General features: G+C 67.0%; 24 protein-coding genes and 2 tRNA genes. 8 read left to right on the top strand and 18 right to left on the bottom strand.

What is annotated here, in order from left to right:
* Positions 1-35 precede the first annotated feature (35 nt).
* The 3 genes from ACS5PN_RS00625 to ACS5PN_RS00615 all read left to right on the top strand — a co-directional run bounded on the left by ACS5PN_RS00625 (position 36) and on the right by ACS5PN_RS00615 (position 3530).
* Positions 36-626, top strand: a complete 591-nt coding sequence (locus ACS5PN_RS00625) for a porin family protein (RefSeq protein ID WP_439462009.1) — start codon at positions 36-38, stop codon at positions 624-626.
* Positions 627-774: 148 nt separating this feature from the next.
* Positions 775-1242 carry a (2Fe-2S)-binding protein gene (locus tag ACS5PN_RS00620; RefSeq protein WP_439462008.1) on the top strand — a complete coding sequence of 156 codons (468 nt, stop codon included), beginning with the start codon at positions 775-777 and terminating at the stop codon, positions 1240-1242.
* Entirely contained in the window at positions 1239-3530 is a 2292-nt protein-coding gene (locus ACS5PN_RS00615; RefSeq protein ID WP_439462007.1) for a molybdopterin cofactor-binding domain-containing protein, read from the top strand. The genes ACS5PN_RS00620 and ACS5PN_RS00615 overlap by 4 nt, the downstream gene beginning before the upstream one ends.
* 77 nt (positions 3531-3607) lie before the next feature.
* Here ACS5PN_RS00615 and ACS5PN_RS00610 read toward each other — a convergent pair whose 3' ends face one another.
* A complete protein-coding gene (locus ACS5PN_RS00610; protein WP_439462006.1) occupies positions 3608-4297 on the bottom strand; it encodes a PEP-CTERM sorting domain-containing protein in 690 nt (229 codons plus the stop codon).
* Positions 4298-4580: 283 nt separating this feature from the next.
* On the opposite strand from ACS5PN_RS00610, the gene ACS5PN_RS00605 reads away from it, so the two are divergent.
* Positions 4581-5360, top strand: coding sequence for an SDR family NAD(P)-dependent oxidoreductase (locus ACS5PN_RS00605; RefSeq protein ID WP_439462005.1), 780 nt, complete (start codon positions 4581-4583; stop codon positions 5358-5360).
* Positions 5361-5364: 4 nt separating this feature from the next.
* Here the strand turns inward: ACS5PN_RS00605 and ACS5PN_RS00600 are convergent, their stop codons facing one another.
* The 7 genes from ACS5PN_RS00600 to ACS5PN_RS00570 form a co-directional block, all read right to left on the bottom strand.
* Positions 5365-6192, bottom strand: a complete 828-nt coding sequence (locus ACS5PN_RS00600; RefSeq protein WP_439462004.1) for an alpha/beta fold hydrolase — start codon at positions 6190-6192, stop codon at positions 5365-5367.
* A gap of 8 nt (positions 6193-6200) precedes the next feature.
* Positions 6201-6887: a response regulator gene (locus tag ACS5PN_RS00595; protein ID WP_439462003.1), complete on the bottom strand. Its 687-nt coding sequence runs from the start codon at positions 6885-6887 to the stop codon at positions 6201-6203.
* The gene (locus ACS5PN_RS00590; protein WP_439462002.1) at positions 6884-8167 is read right to left on the bottom strand and encodes a sensor histidine kinase; all 1284 of its coding nucleotides are present in this window, start codon (positions 8165-8167) and stop codon (positions 6884-6886) included. Before ACS5PN_RS00590 ends, ACS5PN_RS00595 begins: the two co-directional genes overlap by 4 nt.
* Positions 8168-8179: 12 nt before the next feature.
* Positions 8180-10243, bottom strand: coding sequence for an SPFH domain-containing protein (locus tag ACS5PN_RS00585; RefSeq protein ID WP_439462001.1), 2064 nt, complete (start codon positions 10241-10243; stop codon positions 8180-8182).
* Between the two features lie 72 nt (positions 10244-10315).
* A complete protein-coding gene (locus tag ACS5PN_RS00580; protein WP_439462000.1) occupies positions 10316-10525 on the bottom strand; it encodes a hypothetical protein in 210 nt (69 codons plus the stop codon).
* 14 nt (positions 10526-10539) lie between these two features.
* On the bottom strand, positions 10540-10677 hold the full coding sequence (locus tag ACS5PN_RS00575; RefSeq protein ID WP_439461999.1) for a hypothetical protein: 138 nt from the start codon (positions 10675-10677) through the stop codon (positions 10540-10542).
* Positions 10674-10871: a hypothetical protein gene (locus ACS5PN_RS00570; protein WP_439461998.1), complete on the bottom strand. Its 198-nt coding sequence runs from the start codon at positions 10869-10871 to the stop codon at positions 10674-10676. The genes ACS5PN_RS00575 and ACS5PN_RS00570 overlap by 4 nt, the downstream gene beginning before the upstream one ends.
* A gap of 448 nt (positions 10872-11319) precedes the next feature.
* Here ACS5PN_RS00570 and ACS5PN_RS00565 point away from each other — a divergent pair, with 448 nt between their 5' ends.
* A complete protein-coding gene (locus tag ACS5PN_RS00565) occupies positions 11320-12012 on the top strand; it encodes an N-acyl amino acid synthase FeeM domain-containing protein (protein WP_439461997.1) in 693 nt (230 codons plus the stop codon).
* A gap of 8 nt (positions 12013-12020) precedes the next feature.
* Here ACS5PN_RS00565 and ACS5PN_RS00560 read toward each other — a convergent pair whose 3' ends face one another.
* The 5 genes from ACS5PN_RS00560 to ACS5PN_RS00540 are packed head-to-tail and all read right to left on the bottom strand — an operon-like array spanning position 12021 to position 17359.
* On the bottom strand, positions 12021-13055 hold the full coding sequence (locus ACS5PN_RS00560) for a bifunctional nicotinamide-nucleotide adenylyltransferase/Nudix hydroxylase (RefSeq protein ID WP_439461996.1): 1035 nt from the start codon (positions 13053-13055) through the stop codon (positions 12021-12023).
* Positions 13052-13609, bottom strand: a complete 558-nt coding sequence (locus tag ACS5PN_RS00555) for a prolyl hydroxylase family protein (RefSeq protein WP_439461995.1) — start codon at positions 13607-13609, stop codon at positions 13052-13054. The genes ACS5PN_RS00560 and ACS5PN_RS00555 overlap by 4 nt, the downstream gene beginning before the upstream one ends.
* Entirely contained in the window at positions 13606-15318 is a 1713-nt protein-coding gene (locus tag ACS5PN_RS00550) for an NAD+ synthase (RefSeq protein WP_439461994.1), read from the bottom strand. Before ACS5PN_RS00550 ends, ACS5PN_RS00555 begins: the two co-directional genes overlap by 4 nt.
* Positions 15315-16511: a nicotinate phosphoribosyltransferase gene (gene pncB, locus ACS5PN_RS00545; RefSeq protein ID WP_439461993.1), complete on the bottom strand. Its 1197-nt coding sequence runs from the start codon at positions 16509-16511 to the stop codon at positions 15315-15317. Before pncB ends, ACS5PN_RS00550 begins: the two co-directional genes overlap by 4 nt.
* A gap of 11 nt (positions 16512-16522) precedes the next feature.
* A complete protein-coding gene (locus ACS5PN_RS00540; RefSeq protein ID WP_439461992.1) occupies positions 16523-17359 on the bottom strand; it encodes a cysteine hydrolase in 837 nt (278 codons plus the stop codon).
* A 108-nt stretch (positions 17360-17467) separates the two neighbouring features.
* On the opposite strand from ACS5PN_RS00540, the gene ACS5PN_RS00535 reads away from it, so the two are divergent.
* Positions 17468-18157: an NUDIX hydrolase gene (locus ACS5PN_RS00535; RefSeq protein ID WP_439461991.1), complete on the top strand. Its 690-nt coding sequence runs from the start codon at positions 17468-17470 to the stop codon at positions 18155-18157.
* Positions 18158-18164: 7 nt separating this feature from the next.
* Here ACS5PN_RS00535 and ACS5PN_RS00530 read toward each other — a convergent pair whose 3' ends face one another.
* A complete protein-coding gene (locus ACS5PN_RS00530; RefSeq protein WP_439461990.1) occupies positions 18165-18344 on the bottom strand; it encodes a hypothetical protein in 180 nt (59 codons plus the stop codon).
* Positions 18345-18596: 252 nt separating this feature from the next.
* Here ACS5PN_RS00530 and ACS5PN_RS00525 point away from each other — a divergent pair, with 252 nt between their 5' ends.
* Positions 18597-19319 (top strand): hypothetical protein, encoded by a 723-nt coding sequence (locus ACS5PN_RS00525; protein WP_439461989.1) that lies wholly within the window; start codon positions 18597-18599, stop codon positions 19317-19319.
* A gap of 828 nt (positions 19320-20147) precedes the next feature.
* On the opposite strand, the gene ACS5PN_RS00520 is transcribed toward ACS5PN_RS00525, so the two are convergent.
* The 4 genes from ACS5PN_RS00520 to ACS5PN_RS00505 form a co-directional block, all read right to left on the bottom strand.
* Positions 20148-20224: transfer RNA gene (locus tag ACS5PN_RS00520), tRNA-Arg, on the bottom strand.
* Between the two features lie 10 nt (positions 20225-20234).
* Complete coding sequence (locus ACS5PN_RS00515; protein WP_439461988.1) at positions 20235-22223, bottom strand: OPT family oligopeptide transporter; 1989 nt, start codon at positions 22221-22223, stop codon at positions 20235-20237.
* A 177-nt stretch (positions 22224-22400) separates the two neighbouring features.
* Positions 22401-22477, bottom strand: a tRNA-Pro gene (locus tag ACS5PN_RS00510).
* Positions 22468-23205, bottom strand: coding sequence for a hypothetical protein (locus tag ACS5PN_RS00505; RefSeq protein WP_439461987.1), 738 nt, complete (start codon positions 23203-23205; stop codon positions 22468-22470). The genes ACS5PN_RS00510 and ACS5PN_RS00505 overlap by 10 nt, the downstream gene beginning before the upstream one ends.
* A gap of 134 nt (positions 23206-23339) precedes the next feature.
* Here ACS5PN_RS00505 and ACS5PN_RS00500 point away from each other — a divergent pair, with 134 nt between their 5' ends.
* Complete coding sequence (locus ACS5PN_RS00500; RefSeq protein WP_439461986.1) at positions 23340-23909, top strand: TetR/AcrR family transcriptional regulator; 570 nt, start codon at positions 23340-23342, stop codon at positions 23907-23909.
* Positions 23910-23940: the final 31 nt, after the last annotated feature.

Genomic DNA, 23940 nt, shown 5'->3' with positions numbered 1-23940 from the left:
CTCCACCCGCTTCGACAACTCCAAGGAAATCCTCCATGAACCGCATCCCCTTCACCGCCACTCCCCTGCTGTGCATGCTCGCCGTCTCGTCGGCCTGGGCCGGCAACATCGACAACACGCAGGAATCCGGCCCCTACATCGGCGCCGCCCTCGGCCGCACTTCCTTCTCGGCCAAGAACCTCGGCCTGCCCAAGACCGGCAGCGATGAATCCGCCCAGGCCAGCAAGGTCTACGGTGGCTACCGCTTCAGCAACCTGGTGGGCGTCGAAGGCGGCTATGTGCGCCTGGGCAACGCCGTGGAGACGCTGACCGTCGGCAACAACGCCGTCTCGCAGACCGTGAAGGCCCGCAGCCTCTATGTGGCGGCCACCAGCCGCCTGCCCCTGTCCGACGCCTTCGCGCTGACCGGCAAGGCCGGCGTTTCCTTCGGCAAGGCCAGCGGCGCCAACCTGCTGCCGGCGTCCAGCGACATGACGGGCTCCAAGCGCTCCTTCATGTGGGGCATCGGTGCCGAATACCAGCTGACGAACGCGCTGGCGCTGACGGCCGATTTCGACCACTTCGGCCAGGTGTCGGAGAAGGTGCGCGCCAACCTGTTCAGCGCCGGCGTCCGCTATCGCTTCTGAGCTTCAACACGACATCGAACCCTGCCCGGCCCTGGCCCGGCAGGGTTTTTCCGCGTCGCGTGCACACCGGCCCGCTTCCCCGAATAATCAGCCCGCCCCGAGGCTGCAACCGCCTCCCGCGCATGTTCGACAACGCATGGAGACTTCGATGACGACATTGCAGATCAACGGACAGTCGATGACGGTGGAGGCGGGCGAGGACACGCCGCTGCTGTGGGTGCTGCGAGACCACCTCGGCATGACCGGCACCAAGTTCGGCTGCGGCCTGGCGCTGTGCGGCGCCTGCACCGTGCATCTGGACGGCCAGCCGGTGCGCGCCTGCCAGACGCCGCTCTCGGCCGCCACGGGCAAGAAGATCATCACCATCGAGGGCGTGGGCGCCTCCAAGACCGGCCAGGCCGTGCAGCACGCCTGGGTCAAGCTCGGCGTGCCGCAGTGCGGCTACTGCCAGGCGGGTCAGATCATGAGCGCGACGGCCCTGCTGGAACACAAGCCCAAGCCCACCGACGCCGACATTGACGCCGCCATGAGCGGCAACCTGTGCCGCTGTGGCACCTACACGCGCATCCGCAGCGCCATCAAGACGGCCGCCGGCCTGGAAGGCGGTGCCGCATGAACGCCTTTGTCCCCCATGGTCATCTCACGCGGCGCAGCCTGCTGGGCTTCACGGGCCTGGTGCTCAGCATCGGCCTGCCCGGCTTTGCGCTGGGCGCCGACGAGCCCAAGAAATACGGCGGCGACGGCATGCCCCATGGCATCCAGGACAGCCCGCTCACCTTCGTGACGATTGCGACCGACGGCACGGTCAGCATCGTCGTCAACCGTTCGGAGATGGGCCAGGGCGTGCGCACCAGCCTGCCCAAGGTGCTGGCCGACGAACTGGAGGCCGACTTCAAGCGCGTCAAGGTCGTGCAGGCCCCCGGCGATGAAGAGAAGTTCGGCAACCAGGACACCGACGGCTCGCGCAGCATGCGGCACTGGTTCATGCCCATGCGCCGCTGCGGCGCGGCCGCGCGCGCCATGCTGGAGCTGGCCGCGGCCCAGGCCTGGGGTGTGCCGGTGGCCGAGGTGCAGGCGGCCAACCACGCGGTCACGCACAAGCCCAGCGGCAAGAGCATGGGCTATGGCGCACTGGCCGAGGCCGCCGCCAGACTGGACGTGCCCACCCGCGACAAGCTCAGGCTCAAGGACCCCAAGGATTTCAAATACATCGGCAAGCAGGACAGCCTGCTGGTGGACGCCGAGGTCATCGTCACCGGCAAGTCGCAGTACGGCATCGACACGCGCCTGCCGGGGATGCTCTACGCCGTCGTGGCGCGGCCCGCGGTGCTGGGCGGCAAGGTCAAGGCTGTGGACGCCGCGGAAGCGATGAAGGTGCCGGGCGTCGTCAAGGTGTTCCAGATCGACCCCACGCCGGCGCCCTCGGAATTCCAGCCGCTGGGCGGCGTGGTGGTGGTCGCCAAGGACACCTGGGCCGCCATCAAAGGCCGCGAGGCGCTGAAGATCACCTGGGATGACGGACCGCACGGCAGCTACGACTCGGTGGCTTTCCGCAAGGAACTGGAGGCCGCGGTCGCCAAGCCCGGCGGCAAGGTGGTGCGCAACCAGGGCGATGCCGAAGGTGCGCTGGCCAAGGCCGCCAAGCGCGTGACGGCGAACTATTACGTGCCCCACCTGGCCCATGCCACCATGGAGCCGCCGGCCGCCACCGCCCGCATCGTGGACGGGCGCTGCGAGGTCTGGACGTCCACCCAGTCCCCGCAGGCCGCGCGCGAGCGCGTTGCCAAGCGGCTGGGGCTGGGCATGGACAAGGTCACAGTCAACGTGACGCTGCTGGGTGGTGGCTTCGGCCGCAAGAGCAAGCCCGACTTCGCCGTGGAGGCGGCCCTCGCCGCCAAGGAGATGGGTGCGCCGGTCAAGCTGACCTGGACGCGCGAGGACGACCTGCATCACGACTACTTCCACACCGTCACCGCCCAGCACCTGGAAGCCGGCCTGGACGCCAAGGGCAAGGTCACGGCCTGGCTGCAGCGGGCGGCCGAGCCCACCATCCTGTCCATCTTCGCGCCCGACCCCAAGCAGCTCGCCCCCTTCGAGCTGGGCCTGGGGCTGATCAACCTGCCCTACGACATCCCGGATCTGCGCATCGAGAACCCGGCCGCCGAGGCGCACACACGCATCGGCTGGCTGCGCAGCGTCAACAACATCCAGCACCAGTTCGCGGCGCAGAGCTTCGTGGCAGAACTGGCCCATGCCGCCAAACGCGACCACCGCGAGCTGCTGCTGGAGCTGCTGGGCCCGCCGCGCCAGATACCGCCGCCGCAGATGGGCGACGACTGGAACCACGGTGAGTCACCGGCGCTCTACCCCGTCGACATCGGCCGCCTGCGCGGCTGCGTGGAGCGCGTGACCAAGGAGGCCGGCTGGGGCCGCAAGCTGCCCAAGGGCCAAGGCCTGGGCCTGGCGGCCAACTACAGCTTCGTCACCTACATGGCCATCGTGGTGGAGGTGAAGGTGTCGGCCAAGGGCGAGCTGAGCATCCCGCGCATCGACGTGGCGGTGGACTGCGGCCCGGCCATCAACCCCGATCGCATCCGCTCCCAGGTGGAGGGCGCCTGCATCATGGGCCTGGGCCATGCGCTGTACAGCGAGATCACCTTCAAGAATGGCCGTGTGGAGCAGAGCAACTACCACGACTACGAGATCGCTCGGCTCAACATCGCGCCCAAGAAGATCGCCGTGCACATCATGCCGTCCAGCGGCTACGACCAGCCGCTGGGCGGCGTCGGCGAGCCGGCGCTGGGGCCCATCGCCCCGGCGCTGATGAACGCGATCTTCTCGGCGACGGGCAAGCGGATACGTGAGCTGCCTTTGAAGGATCAGTTGACCAAGAAGAAGGCTTGAGCATCACCTGGCCTCATTGCGCCAGAAACGAAAAACCCCGCCGAGGCGGGGTTTGCTTTTGGGTGTGTTCCCGGCGATCAGCGGTTGCGACGGCGAGCCGCCGCGGTCATGCCGAACAGCGCGAAGGCAGCCAGCGCGAGGCTGCCCGGCTCAGGCACCGTGCCGGGTGCCGCCTGGTCGATGAAGAAGTTGTCCATGCCGAAGCAGTCGACCGCGTTGGCCACGTCGAACCAGACGGCCTTGACGCTGTCGAATTGCGAGCCCAGGAACACCTGCGTGGCAGGGAAGCCCCAGTTCTCCGCCGGCAGCAGCTGCGAGTAGTCGTCGCTCGTGCCGTCGCCGGACGCATGGATGTAGGCCTTCTCGTTGCCCGATGCCGCGCCGCCACCGGTCTCGGTGTTCGACGTCAGCACGAAGTAGTTCATGTCGAAGGAGCTGCCGTCGATCTTCGTGATCTTGATCTGCGTCAGCGTGCCGTAGTCGCCGGTCGCCCAGTGGCCGTGGATGACGTCGTTGCCGACGCCGTAGTAGTCGCCAATGATGCTGGAGAAGGGGTTGGCGCCGGAAAAGAAGAACTGGACGCGAAAGCCCGCTTCCTCGTACTTCGAGACGTCCTGGTACACCACGGAGTTGTTCGTGATGCCCGTGCCGCTGCTGTTGTTCGTCATCGTGCCACCGGTGAACGTCACCACCGCAGCGTGCGCAGAAACACCCAGGCACAGACCCAAAACCGTGGTCGCAACGTACTTCAAAGCGCTCTTGATCATCATGAAGCCTCCCTGTGATTGGCGAACCGCTCCTGCTCGCCGACCGGCCTCAGGATGCAACTGTGTCTACAAGCACGTTTCACGCCAAACTAGATTGACATCTTGGATTTTCAAAAAACTCAATTCAATCAATGGCTTGATCAACACGCCGGCGCGACCCTGCACGTATTCCCAATTGCTTTGTAAAGTTGCTCGACACTTTTCGGAGGTCTCGCCGGGCCCCGCTGCCATGGCGGTGGCGGGCCCCTAGACTGGTCCATCGCACTTCCGCAGGAGATGACGCATGCCAGGGTCACGCAAGGTCGCACTGATCACCGGCGGTGGCACCGGCGTGGGCGCTGCCACTGCGCTGATGCTGGCCGGCAAGGGCTACGACCTGTTGATCAACTACTCGCGCAGCGCCGACGACGCCGAGGCCAGCGCCACGGCCTGCCGCGCAGCCGGGGCGGACGTGCTCGTCAAGCAGGGCGACGTGGCCCAGGACGCCGACTGCCGCGCGCTGGCGCAGGCGGCGGTGGACCGCTGGGGCCGCATCGACGCGCTCGTGAACAACGCGGGCGTGTCGGTGTTCGGCGCCGCGGCCGAATGGGACGCGCTGGACGCGGAGACCTTCCAGCGCATCCTGGGCGTCAATGCACTGGGCAGCTTCCAGATGGTGCGCGCCTGCGTCGCCGCGCTGAAGGCCGCGCAGGGTTGCATCGTCAACGTGTCGTCGGTGGCCGGCGCGCTGGGGGTGGGCTCGTCCATGCCCTATATCGCGTCCAAGGGCGCCATCAACGCGATGACGCTGCACCTCGCCCGCGCCCTGGCGCCGGCCGTGCGCGTGAATGCGGTGTGCCCGGGTCTCATCACCACGCGCTGGTTCGTCGACGGCGTGGGGCAACAGGGCTACGAGACCGGCCTGAAGGCCTACGAAGCCAGCGTGCCGCTGCAGCGCGCCTGCTCACCCGAGGACGTGGCTGAGGCCATCGTCTGGCTGGTGGACGGCGCGCGCACGGTGACCGGCGAGCTGGTGATGCTGGACAGCGGCATGCACCTGGCCGGCGCCAGGCCGCCGCGCTGAGTCGTCAGCCAGCCAGCAAGCCCGCGGCCTGCAGCACACGGTTGAAGGCCGCCGGGGCCTCCAGCGACGGCAGGTGGGCCACGCCGGGCAGCGCCACATGGCGAGCACCCGGGATGCGCGCGGCCATCTCGCGGCAGCGCTGCACCAGGTAAGGCAGGTCCAGGTCACCGCACACCAGATGCGTGGGCACGGCCAGTTGCTCCAGCCTCGACCACGCGTCGGGCGCAGCCTGCAGCTCGCCGATGGCCGGGGCATGCAGGGCGATGCGGTTCATCGTCAGGAACAGCTCACGCGCCGCGCCACTCACGCGGCCTTCGACTTGACCGGGGCCGTCCAGCCACAGCCGCGCCTGCAGGCGGTTGACTTCATCTAGCCGGCCGGCTGCACGGGCAGCCTGCGTGGCATCGTTGAGTTCGCGGCTGGCGGCATCCAGTTCCGGCGTGGGGTCGGGCGCGCCGGTGACGGCAGGCGCCACCAGCACCAAGCCGGCCACGCGTTCAGGCGACGCCAGCGCGAAGTCGATGGCGATGCGACCGCCCAGCGAGCAGCCCACCAGTTCCACGCGCGGCAGGTCCAGTACGTCCAGCACGGCGCGCAGGTCGCTCACCCAGGCGTGCGGGCGGGCGGCGGTGACCCGGGTCTGGCCAAAGCCGCGGCGGTCGATGCGCAGCGCCGAACGCTGGCCCGCCGCAGCAGCCATGGCACCGTCCCACAACCGACCATCGGTGACGCCGGCGTGCAGGAACACGAGCGGCGCACGGCCGTCGTCATGAGGGCGGTATTCGACGGCCAGCTCGGCGCCGTCGACGGGAATCCAGTGGGTGATTTGCATGCAGGAGATCACTTCGGCTCGGCGATGCGATAGCCCACGCCGGGCTCGGTCAGCAGCACGCGGGGCTCGGCCGGATCGGCCTCGAGCTTGGCGCGCAACTGGCCCATGTACAGGCGCAGGTAATGCGTCTGCTCGGTGTCGTCGGGGCCCCAGACGTCGGCCAACAGGCGGCGGTGGGTGACAACCTGGCCGGCCTGGCGCACCAGGCGGGCCAGCAGCTTGAACTCGGTCGGCGTCAGGCGCACGTCGACCCCGTCGCGCTTGACGCGGTGGGCGGCAAGATCGACCTCCAGGCCGGCGCGGCGGTACATCGTGACGGCCGGCTGAGCCACGGTGCCGCGGTGGCGCAGGGCCACGCGCAGCCGCGCCAGCAGCTCGCCGATGCCGAAGGGCTTGACGAGGTAGTCGTCGGCGCCGGCATCGAGCAGGCGGATCTTCTGGCCCTCGACCTGGCGGGCCGAGATGACGATCAGCGGCGTCGAGCGCTCGCGGCGCAGGGCCTGCAGCAGCTCCTCGCCGTCGCCATCGGGCAGGCCCAGGTCGAGCAGCACGGCATCCAGATGACCGGCGTGGGCGAGCTGGGCCATGGCATCGGCCAGACTGGCCGCGGTCAGCACCTCATAGCCTTCGACGGCCAGGGCCTCCTTCAAGGTCACGCGCAGTTCGCGGTCGTCTTCGACCAACAGCAATTTCATGTCGGCGCCTCGGGGAACTCAGGGGCATCGCGCAGCGGCAAGCGCAGCTCAAAGCTGCAGCCGCCATGGCCACGCGGGCGCAGGCTCAGGCTGCCCTCGTGCGCCTGCGCAATCGCGCGGCACAGGGCCAGGCCCACGCCCGAGCCCGGCGGGCGTTGGGCGAAGGCGGCCAGGTCGCCGCGCTGGAAGGCGTCGAAAACGCGGTCGCGCCAGGCCGGGTCGATGCCCGGGCCGCGGTCGCGCACGGCGAACATGGCCTCGCCACCCAGGCGGCGCACGACCAGCTCGACCGGCGCCGTGGCCGGGCTGTACTTCAGGGCGTTGTCGATGAGGTTGTCCAGCAATTGAGACATCAGGGCCGCATCACACCACAGCAGCGGCAGGCCTTCCTCGATGCGCGCCTTGACGCGCTCGCCGTCGGGGCGGCGACGCACGCGCCGCAGGGCCGCGCCGACGATCTCCTCGGCCGACTCCCAGTCGCAGCGCAGGGCCACGCCGGGCGCACCCAGGCGCGCCAGCTGCAGGGTGTTGTCGGTCAGGCGCACCAGGCGGGCCGTCTCGTCGACGATGCGGCCGGCCAGCTCACTGCGCTGGGCCGCCGTCAGCCGGTCGCCCTGGGTCTGCAGGGCCGAGGCCGATCCCATGATGGTGGCCAGCGGCGTGCGGTAGTCGTGGGAGATGGCGGCCAGCATGGCATTGCGGGTGGACTGGGTCTCGGCCAGCTCGCCGGCCAGGCGGGCCTCGTCCTGCACGCGACGGCGCTGCAGGGCCAGGCCCATCTGGTCGCACAGGGCCTGGGCGTGGGCGAGGTGGTCGGGGGCCAGGGCTTCGGTGCCCAGGCCGCGCAGCGTGACCGCGCCGAGGGCCACGTCACGGCCGCGCAGCGGCAGATAGAGGTCGGGCTCGCCGCTGTGGTGGGCCGTGCCGGGACCGAGAGCCCGACCGCTGTCGGCACAGAGCTGCAGGCCGGCCAGCGCATTGGCATCGGGCTCGCCGAGGACGATGTCCTGGGCGTCGGGCGCCGGCCGCAGCAGCGCCGCGGCCGGCAGGCCGGCCAGGCTCGACAGCGCCTGAAGCAGCTCGTGGGCATGGGCCTCGGGGCGGTCGGCATCGCGCATCAGGTCGCCGAACTCGCGCAGGGCGCGCTCCAGCTGGGCGGCCCGTTGCGCGGCGCGCAGGCCCTCCCAGGCCTTGCGCAGTTTCCAGCCCACCCAGGCCAGGGCCATCAGCGAGCCGGTGGCGATCCAGGGCAGGAACTGGACGATGGGGCGGGGAATCATGGGGCGCGCAGTTTAGGGCGCCACCACGACGTCGGTCAGCACCGGCTCGGGCTTGGCCAGGCGGTCCTTCACCAGGCCGGCCAGCAGCACGTCGACCAGGGTGCCGCCCTGCCCGCCCGACTGTGAACCGCCACCCACCAGCACCTCGGGCACCAGCTGCACGCCGGCACCGGCCAGGGCCTGGGCGACCTGCACGATGGCGTAATTGCCCGACTCCATGGAGCCGATCTTCTGGCGGATGACCTCGGCTTCGGCCTCGCCGATGGCGAGAGTCCGGCCGGCTTCGGCCTGACCGGTCACGCGGGTGACTTCGGCATCGGCCTCGGCCGTGATCTTCTTGGAGCGCGCCGCGCCGTCGGCCGTCTTCACCGCGGCCTGCGCGTTGAACTCGGCCATCGCCACCTTGCGCTCGGCGTCCACCACCTGGGCCTGGGTGCGGGCCAGGGCCGTGGCCTGCTCGAGCTGCTGGCGCACGCCCTGGGCTTCCATCTGCGTCGTGAAGGTGACCTTCTCCTGCTCGGCCAGCTTGCGGTCGGTCAGGGTCTTCATCAACTCGGCCGGCGGCACGATGTCGCCGATCAACGTCTCGACGGCACCCACGTCATAGGCCTTCAGGGCCAGCGCAATCGCGGCTTTGGCCTCGGCCTGGCGCTCGCTGCGCTTCTTCAGGAAGTCGATGACGTCCGAGTTCTGCGCGGCATTGCGGAAGTAGTTGCCGATGGTGGGCTCCAGCACCTGCGTGACCAGGGCCTCCATGCTGCCGAAGCGGGCGATGACCTTGGGCGCGTCGTTGCGCGGGATGTGAATGATCTGGCTGACGTCCAGGTTGAAGGTGAAGCCGTCGGCCGAGCGCACGGTGATGGTGGACAGGTTGGCGTCCAGCTTGTGGGCTTCGGTCTTGCCCGTGGCCCAGTTCAGCACGACGTTGGCCGTGGGCACCACGCGCACCTTGTGGGTGTAGGTGTTGATGGCGTACTTGCCGGGGTCGAGCACGTCCACCCACACGCCCTTCTCGCCCTTGCGGACCATGTTGGCATGGCGGAAGCCCTCGCCCGTCACGTCCACGCCGGCCTTGCCGACGAAGGCGACGACGACACCGACCGACGCGATGGGCACCTCGGTCATGTCGATGATCTCGACGGTGGCGAACATCGGGTTGATGAAGTAGCGGCCGGCCAGCAGCACCTGTTCCTGCAGGCCCTTGGTGCCGCCGGCGTTGACGAAGGACTGCGGGTCTTGATAGAGGTTGTGGCCGGGCACTTCGGGACCGGCGATCTCGCCGGTGGTCAGCGAAGCGCCCTCGCGCGTCGTGACGATGCCGACCTTGTTGTCGGGCACGTCGGTGACCTGCACCTGCATGACCTTGAACAGGCCCGGGTTGATGCGGTACTTGCCTTGCGGGATGACGCTCATCTGCGGGCCACGCTCGCCGCCACCGGCCATGAAGGCGCGGGCGTCCTGGAAGCTGTCGCAGGCGACGGCGCGGCCGATGACGCGGCCTCCGGCCAGGGGTTTGCCATCACGCGCCTCGACGATGCCGATCTTGCCGGGCTCGATGACGGTCATGCGCTCCAGGCGCACGGTGAACAGCAGGGTGTTGATGCGCCAGGCACCCGGAGGCACGACGCTGGTCTGCAGGCCGCGCTCGCCGCTGGCGAGGAAAGCACGGGCGTCCTGGAAGTTGTCGCAATCGACATGGCGGGCCAGCACGCGGCCATCGGGCAGCGGCAGGCCGTCGCAGGCCTCGACGACGCCGATGGCGTCATCGGGCACGACGGTGAACTTGACCAACTCGACCTCGTACTGCCACGGCCACAGGCCGATGTGCAGGCCCGGGGCCAGGGTGTCGGCCTGCAGGCCGGCTTCGCCATGGAGGGCGACGATGCGGCCGGGCGGCAGTTCGCGGTGGCGGCCGAACAGCACGAAGCCCTTGGTGACCGTGCCGATGGAGTCGTCCGGCACGATGACGAAGCCGAACAGGCGCAGCGTGCGCTTGTAGAAGATGAGGCCCACCAGGGCGAGCAGGCCGGCGGCCGTCAACCAGGGGTGGGCAAAAAGGGCGAACAGGGTGTCCATGCGGAGCACTGGTGGTGAAGAGGCCCCCACTGTGTCCGGCAGCGCGTTAGCGCCGCATAAGGACGCCCCGTTTCAGCGCAGCAGCTCGCCGGCGCTTCTGAGCGGCTGGCCGATGGCCGCCGGATAGCCGCCCGGCCAGCCGAAGGCCGCGGCCAGCCGCACGCCGAACATGGGGTTGGCGGTGATGGCCATCAGCACGCGTCCCTGATGATCGACGGCGCTGATCTGGCTGGCGTGGCTGTCGAACGCCCAGCGGGCGATCTGCGAAGGTGGGGTGAACATGAGAGCCAATCTCCTTAGTGCGAATGAGGGACGGCGGCGGCGAGGGCGCCGGGTGTGCGCGGATTGGCATCGGCGAGAGGCGCGACGACCAGCAGCGCGGCGCCGATGACGGCGGCACCGACGGCCACGACGGCCAGGGTCTGGGCTTTCACAGCACCACCCGCCGCACGTCGATCTCGGTGTCTTGCCAGGCCACGACGTCGGGCTTGGGCAGCTCGATGGCGGTCCAGAAACCGCTCGGCTCGATCGCGCTCAGCGAGGTCTCATGCAGGCCACGCACACGGCGCAGCGTGGCGCGGATCTGGTGGACCGAGTCCTGGGCAAAGGCGTGGAAGGAAATCTGCATGACCGCTGGCTCCGATGTCGATGACGTCAGTCTCGGCAAGGACGGGCCGTGCGGAAATCACTCTTAGTGGTGCCCGCAGGGGGGTGTGAAGGGGGATGAGAGGGGATATCCCCCGCCGTATCCCTCCAAAGGGGGATGGCAAAAAAATGCCCCGGCCATCGGCCGGGGCAATTCACCAGACGCCTGCGAGGCTGACCAGCGGCCTGCTCAGGGAGGGAGAAGCAGACGAGTGATACGTTAGCGCTGCACCAGCGCATAGGCTGTAGGACGGCGCCGCGCTGTCGAGAAACATGCGCTAACAAAGGGCACGGCTTGCAACCAGTACCTCGTGCGAAATCTCATGCGCCGAATGCGACTGGTGTATCGGTCTGTGAGATCCCCCCATTTGGGGGGTGGGCTCCCTAGACTGCGCCGCTCGCGCATTGGGCGCGGAAAAAGGATGCAGTCCATGGTCCCTGTCATGCAAGCGCGGCACAGCCCGTCATCGAACGCCTTTTCGGGCGCTGCCGCACTGGCTTTGAACAGCGACTTCGGTGCGCTGGACGGCGATGCCCTGGGCCTCGTCGAGCGCCGCTATGGCGACCGTGGGCTCACCGTCACCCGCGAGCGCTACAGCAGCCGCAACGAGGACGGCGACATCGTCTGCACTGCGCGCGACCGCGATCAGCGGATCGTGGGCACCCTGTCCGTGCGCTTTGACGGCGACGGCGGCTTGCACGCCGACCAGTTGTTCCATGCCGAACTGGACGAATGGCGCGCCGCTGGCATCACCTTGTGCGAATTCGGCGGCCTGGCCGTGGACAAGCATTCCCACGACCCCAAGCGCGTGCTGGCTCAGATCTTCCATCTCGGCTATCTGCATGCCCATCGCCGCGCCCGCATCGACCGCCTGGTCATCGAGGTCAACCCGCGCCACGTCCCCTTCTATCGCCGCTGCCTGGGGCTGGTGCCCTACACGGCCGCTCGCCACAACCCGCGCGTCGATGCACCGGCCGTGCTGATGAGCATTGACTTCGCCACCATCCGCGAGCAGATCGCGCTGTGGGGCGGCCACCCCGACTCACTGGCCTCGGCGCGCAGCCTCTACCCGCTGGCCTGGGACGAAGCCACCGAAGCCATGATGCTGGCGCGCCTGTCGTAAGCGACGGGTCATTCCAAAGGCAGCAGCTTCAGAAAGCGGTCCAGCATGTGGAAGTGGTCGTCGAAGAACTGCGCCTCCATCGCAGCCAGTTCAGCCACCAGCACCCAGCGCGCCTGAGCGGCATCGTCGGCCCCCTGCACTTCGGGCAGTTCGCGGTCGCCCAGGTCGAAGTGATGGGCATGCGTGATGGTGCGGCCGCGCTGGCTGCGATCCGGGTGGTCGAACACGGCCACGCCCAGCAGCGCCCGCTGCAGCGTCTCGGGCAGCAGGCGCAGCCCGGTCTCCTCCTCCAGCTCGCGCACCGCTGACTGGTAAAGCGTGTCGCGCGGCTCGACAAAGCCGCCCGGCAAGGCCCACAGCCCCTGGCCGGGATCCTGGGCGCGCTGAATCAGCAGCACATGGCCGGCGCATTGCAGCACCAGGTCGACGGTGACGAAGACCGGCGCATAGGGTGCGGCCGCCCAGGCCTGGCGGTAGCGCTTCAGCATGGCCCACTCGCGACGCAGCGCGGCAAGGTAAGGCAGACGCGACCAGGCCTGCACAAAGCTGCGCGTGCCCGGCGGCACCTGGTCGACCCAGCTGGCCAGCACGCCGTCCAGGTCTTCGGGCTCGGCCTCGAACAGGGCCGCGCGCAGGTCGGTGGCGTCGACGCGATGCTGGCGCGGCAGGCTGAGCAGCTTCCAGGGCGAGAAGCGGCGCAGGTAGTCGCTGGTGGCGTCCTTGAAATGGCCGACCAGCGTGACGTCGCCATTCCCCACACGCTGCTGCACCGCGCTGCGCACGGCCTGCACCCAGCGCGTCTCGTCGTAGAGGTCGCGCAACGGCACGATCTCGACGCGCTCGCGTTCCTCTTCGCTCAGCGCCAGCTTCAGCATCTCGGCACGCTCGGTCCAGCTGAAAGGATGGCGAGGCGAGCGTGCCTGGTGGGCCGAGCCCAGCATGACGATGACGCGCGGCGCCTCGGCCAGGGCGGCACGCAGCAGCGCCAGGTGGCCGTTGTGGACGGGTTGGAAGCGGCCGATGACGACAGCGGCAGAGGTCATGATGGATTGGGCTCCTGTGGGGCGTACAGCACGTCCGAGCGCAGCACGTATTTCGTGCCTTCGACCAGGGCAGCGCCTTCGTGCCAGGTGTCATGCATGAAAAGCAATGCCGTGCCGGCCTCGGGCTGGACGGTGAAGTCGCGAAAGTCCGTGCAGCCGCCGTTGAAGCCGTCGTTCAGATAGACGAGAAAGGTCAGCTGGCTGACGCGACCGTCTTCACGCCATGGGCCGTCCTTGTGCATCTTGAAGCGCTGACCGGGCAGGTATTTGTAGAAACGCAGCGAATGCGGCAGGCCGACGGCATGCTCGCCTTCGATCTCGGGCAAGGCCACGCCTTGCAACCGCTCCCACAGTCGCGACGTCCACGGCGAGCTGTCGATGATCGTGCGCTCGTTGTTGCGCACGCGGGGCATGGCGCGCTGGCCTTCCTCGGTGCGCACCGACGCCGCATCGAAGCCAGCCTGCTCGGCCAGCTCGATCAGTTCGGCGCACTCAGATGCCGCGAGGAAGCGCGGCAGCGTGAACACCCGCTCGCTGTGCCAGACGATCGTCATGCGAGCACGCTCGGGAAAACCGCCGCGATCGGCATCTGCCGCCCCTGCCCGAAGGCTCGCGCGCGCAGCCGGATCAGCGGCGGCGCCTGGCGGCGCTTGTATTCGCTGCGCTGGGTCATGCGGGCGATCCTTTCAATCAGCGCCCTGCCCTCCGCGGTTTCGCGCAGCGCGGCCATGCGGGCCTCGGCGGCTTCACGTTCCCAATTGGCCAGGCGGCCGCCTTCGATGAGGACCTTGAGCATCTCGTCCAGCACCGGATACGGCGGCAGGCTGTCGATGTCCCGCTGCCCCGGGGCCAACTCGGCGGAAGGCTCTTTCTCGATGATGGCCATGGGAATCAGCTCACGGCCGGCCGCCTCGTTCAGATGGCGGCACAGCGCGAAGACCTCGGTCTTGTAGAGATCGCCGATGAGCCCCAGGCCGCCATTGGTGTCGCCGTACAGCGTGCAATAGCCGACCGACACCTCGCTCTTGTTGCCGGTGGTCAGCAGCAGATGGCCGTTGGCATTGGAATAGGCCATCAGGATGGTGCCGCGCACGCGGGCCTGCAGGTTCTCCAGCGTCAGCCCCTGCATGGGCGCACCGAAGCTGTCGGCGAACTGGGCCTTCAGCGCTTCCACTGCACCGTGGATGGGATGGTTGAGCAACTGGATGCCGAGGTTGCGGCACAGGGCTTCGGAATCGCTCACCGAGCCGCTGGACGAGAAGCTGGACGGCATGGTGATGCCGACGACGTTGTCGGCACCCAAGGCCTCTGTTGCGAGCGCCAGCGTCAAGGCGCTGTCGATGCCGCCGGAGCTGCCGACCACCGCCTGGGTGAAGCCACAGCGGCGCGCGTAGTCGCGCAGGCCAAGCACGATCTGGGCACGGTAGAAGGCCATGGCGCTCAGGCCGGCCGCATCGGGGCGTGCGGGGCGGCTGCCATCGGGCTCGACAAAGCGGCCGTCCACAAAGCCCAGCGTGCGCACGGACTCGACAAAGCGCTCGGCCTCGAAGACCACACCCTCATCCGGCTCGACGGCAAAGCTGGCGCCGTCGTAGACCAGTTGGTCATGCCCGCCGACATGGTTGACGTAGAGGATCGGCAGGCCGTTGCGGCGCGAGGCCGAGGTGAAGACCTGGTGGCGCTGCTCGCGTTTGCCGATATTGCTGGGGCTGGCGTTGATGCTGATGACGAAATCGGGCGCCGCGTCACGCAGGCGCTCGAAAGGGTTGACGCCATAGTCGGCGCCCCCGTCGTTCCAGCCGTCCTCGCAGATCAGCAGGCCCACCTGGGCAGAGCCGATGCGCAGCACCTTGGCGACGTCGGGGCCGGGCTCGAAATGGCGGCGCTCATCGAAGATGTTGTAGGTGGGCAGCAACTGCTTGGCATAACGCAGCAGCTGCTCGCCGTTCTTCAACACGACGAGGCCGTTTTCCAGCTGCTTGCCGGGGCCTTCTCGCAGCAGCGGCGCGCCGAACACCCAGGTCAGGCCAGGCAGCTCGCGCGAGGCCGCGCGCAGCGACTGCAGGCCGGCTTCGACCAGTCGCAGGAGGGCGGGCTCGTCCAGCAGGTCGCCGGGGTAGTAGCCGCTGACGGCCAGTTCGGGGAAGACGACCAGTTCGGAGCCGGCCCAGGCCGCCTGGCGCGCCGCGGCCACCATGCGGGCCACATTGCCGTTGACGTCGCCCACCGTCAGATTGAGCTGGGCGAGGGTGAGCTTCATCACGACTTGATCCCGAAGACCTGACGCAGATAGGCCAGGAAGGTCTCGTCATCGCACAGCGTCTTGCCGGGGCTGTCGCTGAGCTTGGCCACGGGCTGGCCGTTGGCGTGGGTCAGCTTCATGACGATGTTCAACGGCGTCAGGCCGAGGTCGTTGCTGAGGTGGGTGCCGATGCCGAAGCCCAGCTGCACGCGGTCGGCGAAGTGGCGATACAGCTCGATGGCCTTGGTGACGGTCAGCCCGTCGCTGAACACCAGGCGCTTGGTGTGAGGGTCGATGCGCAGCTTGGCGTAATGGGCCAGGGCCTTCTCACCCCAGACGACCGGATCGCCGCTGTCATGGCGCAGGCCGTCGAAGAGCTTGGCGAAATAGAGGTCGAAGTCGGCCAGGAAGGCGTCCATGCCGACGACGTCGGTCAGGGCCGTGCCCAGGTCGCCGCGGTATTCCTGCACCCAGTCTTCCAGCGCCGCCTTCTGGTGGTCGCGCAGGCGCACCGTGCCCAGGGCCTGGTAGGTCTGCAGGTATTCGTGGGCCATGGTGCCGATGGGCACCAGGCCCAGCTCCTTGGCCAGCAGCACATTGGAGCTGCCCTTGAAATGCTGGGGCAAGGCGTCACGCAGCTGGGTCACCACCTCGCGCTGCCAGGCGCCCGAGAAGCGACGGCGCAGGCCGAAGTCGAACAGATCGAAGGGATGGCGCTGCGGCCGGGGCTCGGCGGCAAAGGCCTTCAGCGCGGCAATCTTGGCGTCCAGCCGGCGCTGGCCTTCGGCGCGCACGGCGGGCGTGTCCAGGCGGCGGAAATAGAGCTCGTTGACGATGGCCAGCACCGGGATCTCGAAGCCCATCACATGCACTTGCGGGCCGCGGGCGACGATGTTGAGCTGGGCGCCGTCGGTCGTCACTTCGACGAAGTCACGCTGGAATTTGAAGATGCGCAGGAAGTCGACGAAGTCGCTCTTGATGAAGCGCAGGCCCTTCACATAGGCCAGCTCATCGGCGCGAAAGCTCAAGGAACAAAGGGCTTCCAGCTCACGCTCGACATCGGCCTTCAGCTCGGCGAGCGGATAGCCCGGCTGGTTGCGGCAGACGAAGCGGTACTCCGCCTGGGTCTGCGGATGGCGATGCAGCAGGGTCTGCCACATCGTGAACTTGTAGAGGTCGGTGTCCAGCAGGCTGGTGATGACGGGAGTGCTCATGCTTTCGTCTCTCAAATCTCGGTGCTGGTAGTGAGCTGCAGGCCCTGGGCCTGCATGGCGGCCAGGAACTCGGCCTGCTGAGCCTCGAAGCCTGCCACAGGGCTGATGCAGTCGGTCAGCAACACCAGCTTGTTCAGCTGCTTCGACGGCAGATGGGCGGCCAGATGCTCGACGGTGGCACGCACGCAGTGGCTGCCGGCTTCACCGGCAATCAGCACGCGGTCGTAACGGTCGAGCGCGGCCAGCAGGGCCTGGTTCAGCTCGGTGCCTTCATCGGCGGGATCGGGCACCTCGGCCTGCAGGGCGCTGTAGTGTTCGGTCCAGGGGTTCTCGCCCTTGGTGACGACTTCCACCGAACTGCCCTGCTCATCCGCCCACGCGTCCAGGGCCGACTGCAGGCCGGCGTGCACGCCGTGGCCCCAACTGCCCATCTGGCAGTGGACGGGCCAGACCATCAGCGTGTATCGGCCGGTGGCTTCCAGTGCGTCCAGATAGGTCAGCACGCGGTCGAGCTGGGCGGCATCGCGCGGCGCGTATTCACCAGCGCGAACCTGGGCCGCGGTGATGGGCGTGAAGGCGCCAGGCGCGCGGCCACTGGCGGTTTCGACCCAGAAGCCCGTGTGGGCGATGTCGATGCGATGGTGGGAGTCCAGCGTCACCGTGATGGCGTCAAGCTGGCCGCGCAGGCGCTTCACCAGGCCGGCGGCGCGCTGCATGTCTTCATGGGCGCCGGTCACGGGCAGCGCGGGGCGGATCAGGTCGCCGCTCACCGGCGAGCGCGGCAGCCAGTCCGCGGGCAGATCGCAGAAGTCGTTCTGCGGGTCGATCAGCAACAGATGCGTGTTCATGGCATTCCTCTTGTGTTGTGGCTGCATGATACGTCCACTTAAATTACCTGTGCAACTAAGTAGTTGTAAGAGAGTTCATGGGAGGCCACAGCGCTTATCCTTGCTTCGGTGAATGATTCAACGAACTCCCCGGCCGACCAACGTCTCATCTGCACGGTCGACATCGTGCTGCTGACGCTGCGCGAAGGCCAGTTGCAGGTCATGCTGCTCAAGCGCGACCGCGAGCCCTTCGACGGCGCCCTCGCCCTGCCCGGCGGCTATGTGCATGTCGAAGAGGATCAGGGTTGCGAGGATGCCGCGCAGCGCGTGCTGCTGCAGAAGGCCGGGCTGCAAAGCCCTTACCTGGAGCAACTCGCCACGTTCAGCGGCCCGGCTCGGGACCCGCGCGGCTGGAGCGTCTCGGTGGCCTATTTCGCGCTGGTGGCTGAGCCTGACGCCAGCCAACCCGGCCAGCACTGGCTGCCGGTGGACCGCCTGCCCCAATTGCCCTTCGACCATGGCCGCATCATCGCGGCGGCTGCCGAACGCGTGCGCAACAAGAGCCAGTACTCGTCGCTGCCGGTGCACCTCTGCCCTGAGCCTTTCACCTTGCCGCAACTGCATGCCATCTACCAAGCTCTGCTGGGCGAGGCCATCAACCCGGTGAGCTTTCGCCGCAAGATGGACGAGCTGGACATCCTCGAACCGGTGCCCGGTGCCAAGCGCGCCGAAGGCCCGCATCGGCCGGCCCAGCTCTACCGACTGAAGGGCGAGTTCAGGCGGACGCTGCGGCTGGTGGGGCGCGGGTTGAACGCCTGAGCCCCGCTCAGATGAAGCGGATGTGGCGGCCTTCGAAGGAGGCCAGGATGTCGCGCCATGCGTCCGCATGGACCTCGTCCACCTCGACGGCGTCCAGGAACTGAAGCTTTCTGAACTCCTCCCGCATGGCCTCGGGCCAGGGTTCGTGGTGGGTGCGGGTGGCAGTGCGGCGTTCAAGGGTGGGCATGGATTCCTCAGCTTGGATTTCTGGGTTCGACGGCGTCTTTTTCATGGTGCCGCCAGTGTCCGAATCCAGGCGTCCGCTGGGTATCGCCCTCAAGGGGGAGCTTGGCGCGTCGTATCCCCCTAAAGAGGGATGCTCGCGCATGGCGAGCAGTTCGATCCTCAGCCGGCTGTGACCGCTGCGAACCTACATCGGGAACCGCCCGGGTAGTCTGGCAGCCCACCATCCCTAGAATGAAATCACAAGGGAGGGGCTATGGTCAAAGAACCAAAGTCGGTCATCAAGACCTACAAAGGCAGCCAATCGTCAGCTGCGAAGGCGTTTCAGAAGAACGCCGAGAAGACGGCTAGCGCAGATACGTTCGTCACTCGCCTGCTGGCTCTGCTCGCGTGCGTCGCTCTGTCTTTGACGCTCTCTGGGTGCATGAGCGCGCCAAAGATGAGCGCAGGGCCGATGCCTGCCGGCTTCAGGTTGGAGCCATTGGTGGTCCAGATGTCTTTCCAGCCGGAAAAGGTTGAGGTGACCACGTACAAGTTTTTGGTGACCCAATGGCAAAGGGATTACACCCGGCGCTTTGCCGCCGCTTACGCTGAAAGATCTCGGAAAGAGTCCCTCACCAAGTTTCTCGACGACGCGCGCGCCGCTTCATTGCCGCTTCGCAGCAGCGGACAGGCTGGCATGACGTTGTCGATTCGCGTGACCGCGGCCAATGGAACCTTTTTAAGCTATTTCGCAGACCCTGCGCTGCCAAATGGCAAGGCTGAGCCCGATGACTTTTCTATGACGTTCTCCGTCAGAGGCACGCTGACCGATGCAACGGGCAAAGAACTATGGTGGTTCAAGCGCTATCAGCGTTCAGACTTTGGTTCTCCGCTGGGGAAGTTTTCTGGCTATGAGGCGCTCATGAAGGAACTGCTACAAGCCATGAGGGCTGATGGGCTATTGCCTGACTTGTCACCGCAGCAAGCCCCATCCTGATTGGAGTAATAGATCTCCGTCTTGCGATCCACCGAGTTTCGCAAGCGAAATCTCAGCTCCGCTTATTGCTAGTTGCCCGTCATCCACCCTGCAGCCCCAGTCGCAAATACGAAAATTCTTGCATGCTGAACTTCCGCATCCTGGTCTTTATCCTTGTCACTTGTTTTCATGCCCTCTCGCATGCCCAAGTGTATAAATGCAAACAGCCAAACGGTTCTACGGCATATCAAAGCGACCCCTGCCCGTCCAGTGCCACCAGCTCTGTAGTCGAAACCACTCCGGCAAATCGTCGCAACAGTGCGACCACGCCAGGCCAAAAACCGAGTGCCACTCAGTATCAACCGCCGCGGCCTGTCGAATCTGTAACGACCTCGGCAAGCTCCCGCGAAGTGGACAGCGTTGCAGATCGATCTGCACCTGAAGCGCCGGCTCAAGAAACCTCCGTCAAGAAGAAATCTTCTTTTGCTGACGTCGTGCCGCTTTTGGTTGGGTTTGCGGTCTATGGCTTGATTTGCTCCTTCATGGGAAGTTGGGCTAGACGGCAGGGTAGGTCATATGGAAGATGGTTTTTGCTCTCTTTTCTTTTCAGTCCATCGCTAACTTTCTGGCTTCTACTCTTATTGCCGCGTCCGTAACGAGCGTCGATTTGAGTCAAGACCAGCAGCAGCATTTAGCCTCGTATAGGTCGCAGGGCCGCTTCTCGACATCGACCGGTACCAAGCTGCGAGACCCAAAGTACTGGCAGTCCGACCGCCATGAAAAAGGCGCCCAGGTCCTCGATGGAGCTGGGCGCCTGAGCGCTAGTGAGTCGTCTTGCGACTCTTGATCTGGCCTGTCCGGAGGGACTCGAACCCCCGACCTGCTGCTTAGAAGGCAGCTGCTCTATCCAGTTGAGCTACGGACAGCAAACTCGAATTAGATCAGCACACCGATGATGGCGTCGCCGATGCCCATCAACGCAGCACCGGAGATGAGGCCGGCGCAAATGGGCTCCATGCCTTCAACCCAGATGCGGTGGCCCTTGGAGCCCGGCGCCTTCTTGTGCTTGCGGGCCATGTACCAGAACATCAAGGCGCCAACGAACATCATGAAGGTAGCTTGCGGCGGCAGGGTCACGCCCAGGCCGATGGCCACGGCCGACAGGCCGGACTTGCCCTTGGTGACGATGCGGGCCACCTCGATGATGACGGCCGCCACGGCCGCCACGCCCATGGAGATCAGCGCCGACGTGGGCAGGCTCTTCAGGCCCTTGGCGATGATGTCCGCCACACCCTTCCACTGCAGCGCGGCGGGGAAGCCGAACTGGTCGCTCACCATGCCAGCCACGTTGATGGCGCCGTTGGCGTCGGTCTTGATGAAGAGCAGGAAGAACAGCGGCACGCAGACCAGCACGCCGGCGATGTTGCCAATGACGTGGCCGATGGCCTGGTGACGCGGCTTGCCGCCCAGCATGTAGCCGGGCTTGATGTCCGACAGCAGGTTGGCCGCGTTGGACGAGATCTCGGCCGTCATGCCGGCGGGCAGCAGGTTGGAGCCAGGGTTGGCGCGGTCCAGCGCGCCCATGGTGAACTGGGTGATCTTGGACAGCGAGCCGGTCGGCGTCCACGAGGTCAGCGCCATGGAGTTGGTGCAGATGACGGTCAGCACGAAGATCAGCGGCAGCGACACGATGGTCAGCCACAGCGGCACACCGAAGAAGTAGTGCGTGGCCAGGCAGCCCAGCAGGCTGACGACAGGCACGCCGATCCAGCTGATCCACAGCGGCACTTCGATGTCTTTCAGCAGGTCGCTCTTGGGCTCGTCGGCCTTGGCCTTGGCATCCTTGCGCTTGAAGGCGCTGGTGAAGATCTCGGGCTTGGCCAGCAGCGACACCAGCGCGCCCACCACCATCATCGTGACGCCCCACCACAGCGACCACTGGTTGACGATCTCCACGCGGTTCAGCGGGATGGGCACGCCGTTGGCGCCCAGGCGCGGCACGATGTCGCCGACCTGGATCATCAGCGGCGCCAGGAAGACGAAGTTGATGAAGGCGCCCAGGAAGCAGCTGGCCGCGATGGCAATGCCCATCAGGCCGCCGGTGCCGATCAGCGCGGCGTCCACCACCAGGCGCAGGCCCAGCGTGCGGAAGTCAGTACCCAGGATGCTGGGGATGAAGCCGTGCGCCTTGACCGCCCAGGCGTAGTAGTAGTCGTCGATGCGGTCGTGCAGATGCCAGGGCTCGGTCATGCCGGCCCACTTGTCCATGGCCAGCAGCTTGAACTGGATCAGCTTCATCCAGCCTTCACCGCAGATGCCCTGCAGCAGCGCAGCACCGCCCGCCACCCAGGCCAGCAGCTTCGCCTTGAACATGCCCTCGCTGCCCTCGCCGTGGTACAGCGAATCCAGCACCACGCCGCAGGCGCGGCCTTCGGGGAAAGGCGCCTGGTCTTCGTTGATGAAGCGGCGCTTCAGCGGGAAGGCCAGCAGCACGCCCACGAGCGAGATCAGGAACATCCACACCGCGATCTGCCAGCCCGGCGGCACATGGCCCGTCACCAGCATGTAGGCCGGCAGGCTGGAGATCAGCGCCGTCGTCACATAGCCCGAGGCCGTGGCGATGGACTGGGTGCAGTTGTTCTCCAGGATGGTGTAGTCCTTGGCCATGCCCGCTGCGTGCAGCGCGCGGAACAGTGCAAAGGCCAGGATGACCGATGTGAGGCCGACGCCCAGGGAAATGCCAGTCTTGGCGCCGATATACAGCCCGGTGGACGACAGCACGCCGCCGAGCAGGAAACCGGTCAGGCCCGAGCGCAGCGTCAACTGGGCCATGTCGCCACGGAAGACGTTCTTGAACCACCACTCGTCCTTTTGGGCGCGAGTCATGGTGGCGATCTGATCGTCGGTCAGGTGTTGGAGTGCCATGGGATCTCTGGCGTGGCTTGTGGCCGTGCCGGGGTTGCAGCAAAAGCCTGGGATTGTCCCGGCCGACCGCTCGGTCGGACTTTGGGGGATGCCCTCGGATCGAAGCCCCCGGATACGGGGGCTTCAAAAAAACAAACCCGCCGCGGCGCGGGGCCGAGGCGGGTCGTCAAAAAGGTTTGGTCGGGGCGGCGGGATTCGAACTCGCGACCCTCTGCTCCCAAAGCAGATGCGCTACCAGGCTGCGCTACGCCCCGACTGAGCCAATCATTCTAGCTGACGAAAACGAGGCAGCCGACTGAGCCCTGGGCGTGCGCACGAGCCAGAGGGCCGCGGCGACGTTCCAGACGAGTTGGGCAAGCAGGATGGTGAGGATGGCGGTCATGGTCATGTTGACGCCCGCGCTCAGCACGGCGGCGGCCACGGCGAGGTTGGCGACGGCTCCCACGATGCCGATGACGCGGGCGAAACCACCCTCGCCCATCAGGACGCCGGCCCAGGCCAGGGCGCCCGCGGCCTGCAGCAGCCAGCCAATCTTGGCGGCGTCGGTCAGCGCGATGCCGGCGGCGTGGACCAGTTCGTAGCCGACTTGCAGGCGTGTGGGCGAGCCGACGATGGCGTCGGCCGCCAGGTGGGGGATGACGAAGCCATCCACGATGGTGGCGCCCACCAGCGCCACGCAGCCCAGCAGGTAGGCGGCCAAGCCGGCCAGCACGGCGGGGCGGCGCAGCGACAGGCGGCGCGTCAGCGCCGAATAGCCAAAGGCGTAGGCGCAGATGCTAGCGATGGCCACGCCATGCACGGTGGCCTTGAGCGCCGCCAGTTGCGCAATGCTTTGCAGGATGGCGAGCTGACCCTGGCCGCCGCCGCTCTCGTCGAGGGCGACGAAGACGGTCGAGATGATGGTGGCCAGCGCGATGGCGATGCCGGCGGCGCGGGTGCCGGGCTGGACGTCGGGCTGATCGGCGAGCGGTTGTTTGGGCATGGGTTGCGGTGGGTGAGTGGATGACGAAACCAACCATACTCAGCGCCCCTGAGCATGTCCCGCACAGACGGCAGCCGGTTGTTCGCTAGCGAACAGGCGTTGGCAGTTTGTTCGGCAAAACAACCCTCTTACCCATGCCCGAGACCCTTGCGACACTGGACCGCCGCGCGCAACGCTCGCGCGACCTCATCCTCGAAGCCCTGTTCGCGCTGATGCAGGAGCGCGGCTACAAGCGGCTGACCATCCAGAACCTCATCGACCGCGCCGGCGTGGGTCGCGCCACCTTCTACGCCCACTTCCAGAGCAAGGACGAGCTGCTGGCCGCCAGCATCGGCCGCCTGCGCGGCTGGCTGGAGCAAGCCGGCCGCGCTCGCGACGAGCCGCTGGGTTTCACCTTGCCCTTCTTCCAGCATCTGGCCAGCCACCGGCGCATCTACGACATGACGGTGGCCCGCGAGAGCGAGAGCAGCGTGGAGCGCCACGTGCGCCAGATGCTGGCGGCGCTGGTGCGCGAAGACCTGCGACAGCGCCACGCCCCCATCACCGGCGCGCGGCTGGACCTGGCCACGCAGTACGTCGTGGGCGCGCTGTGGGCCAGCTTCATCTGGTGGATGGAGAGCGACAAGCCACTGCCGCCGGAGGACCTGAACGCGCAGTTCCAGCGGTTGTGCTTTCCGGGGCTGGACGTGGCCGTGGCGGCCTAGACTCAAGCCAACCCCACCACTTGGCGGAGTG

The sequence above is a fragment of the Roseateles sp. NT4 genome, assembly GCF_051857475.1.
Lineage (GTDB): Bacteria > Pseudomonadota > Gammaproteobacteria > Burkholderiales > Burkholderiaceae_C > Pelomonas.
Note: the sequence above shows the minus strand (reverse complement) of the source record. Positions and strands in the feature narration are given on the sequence as shown.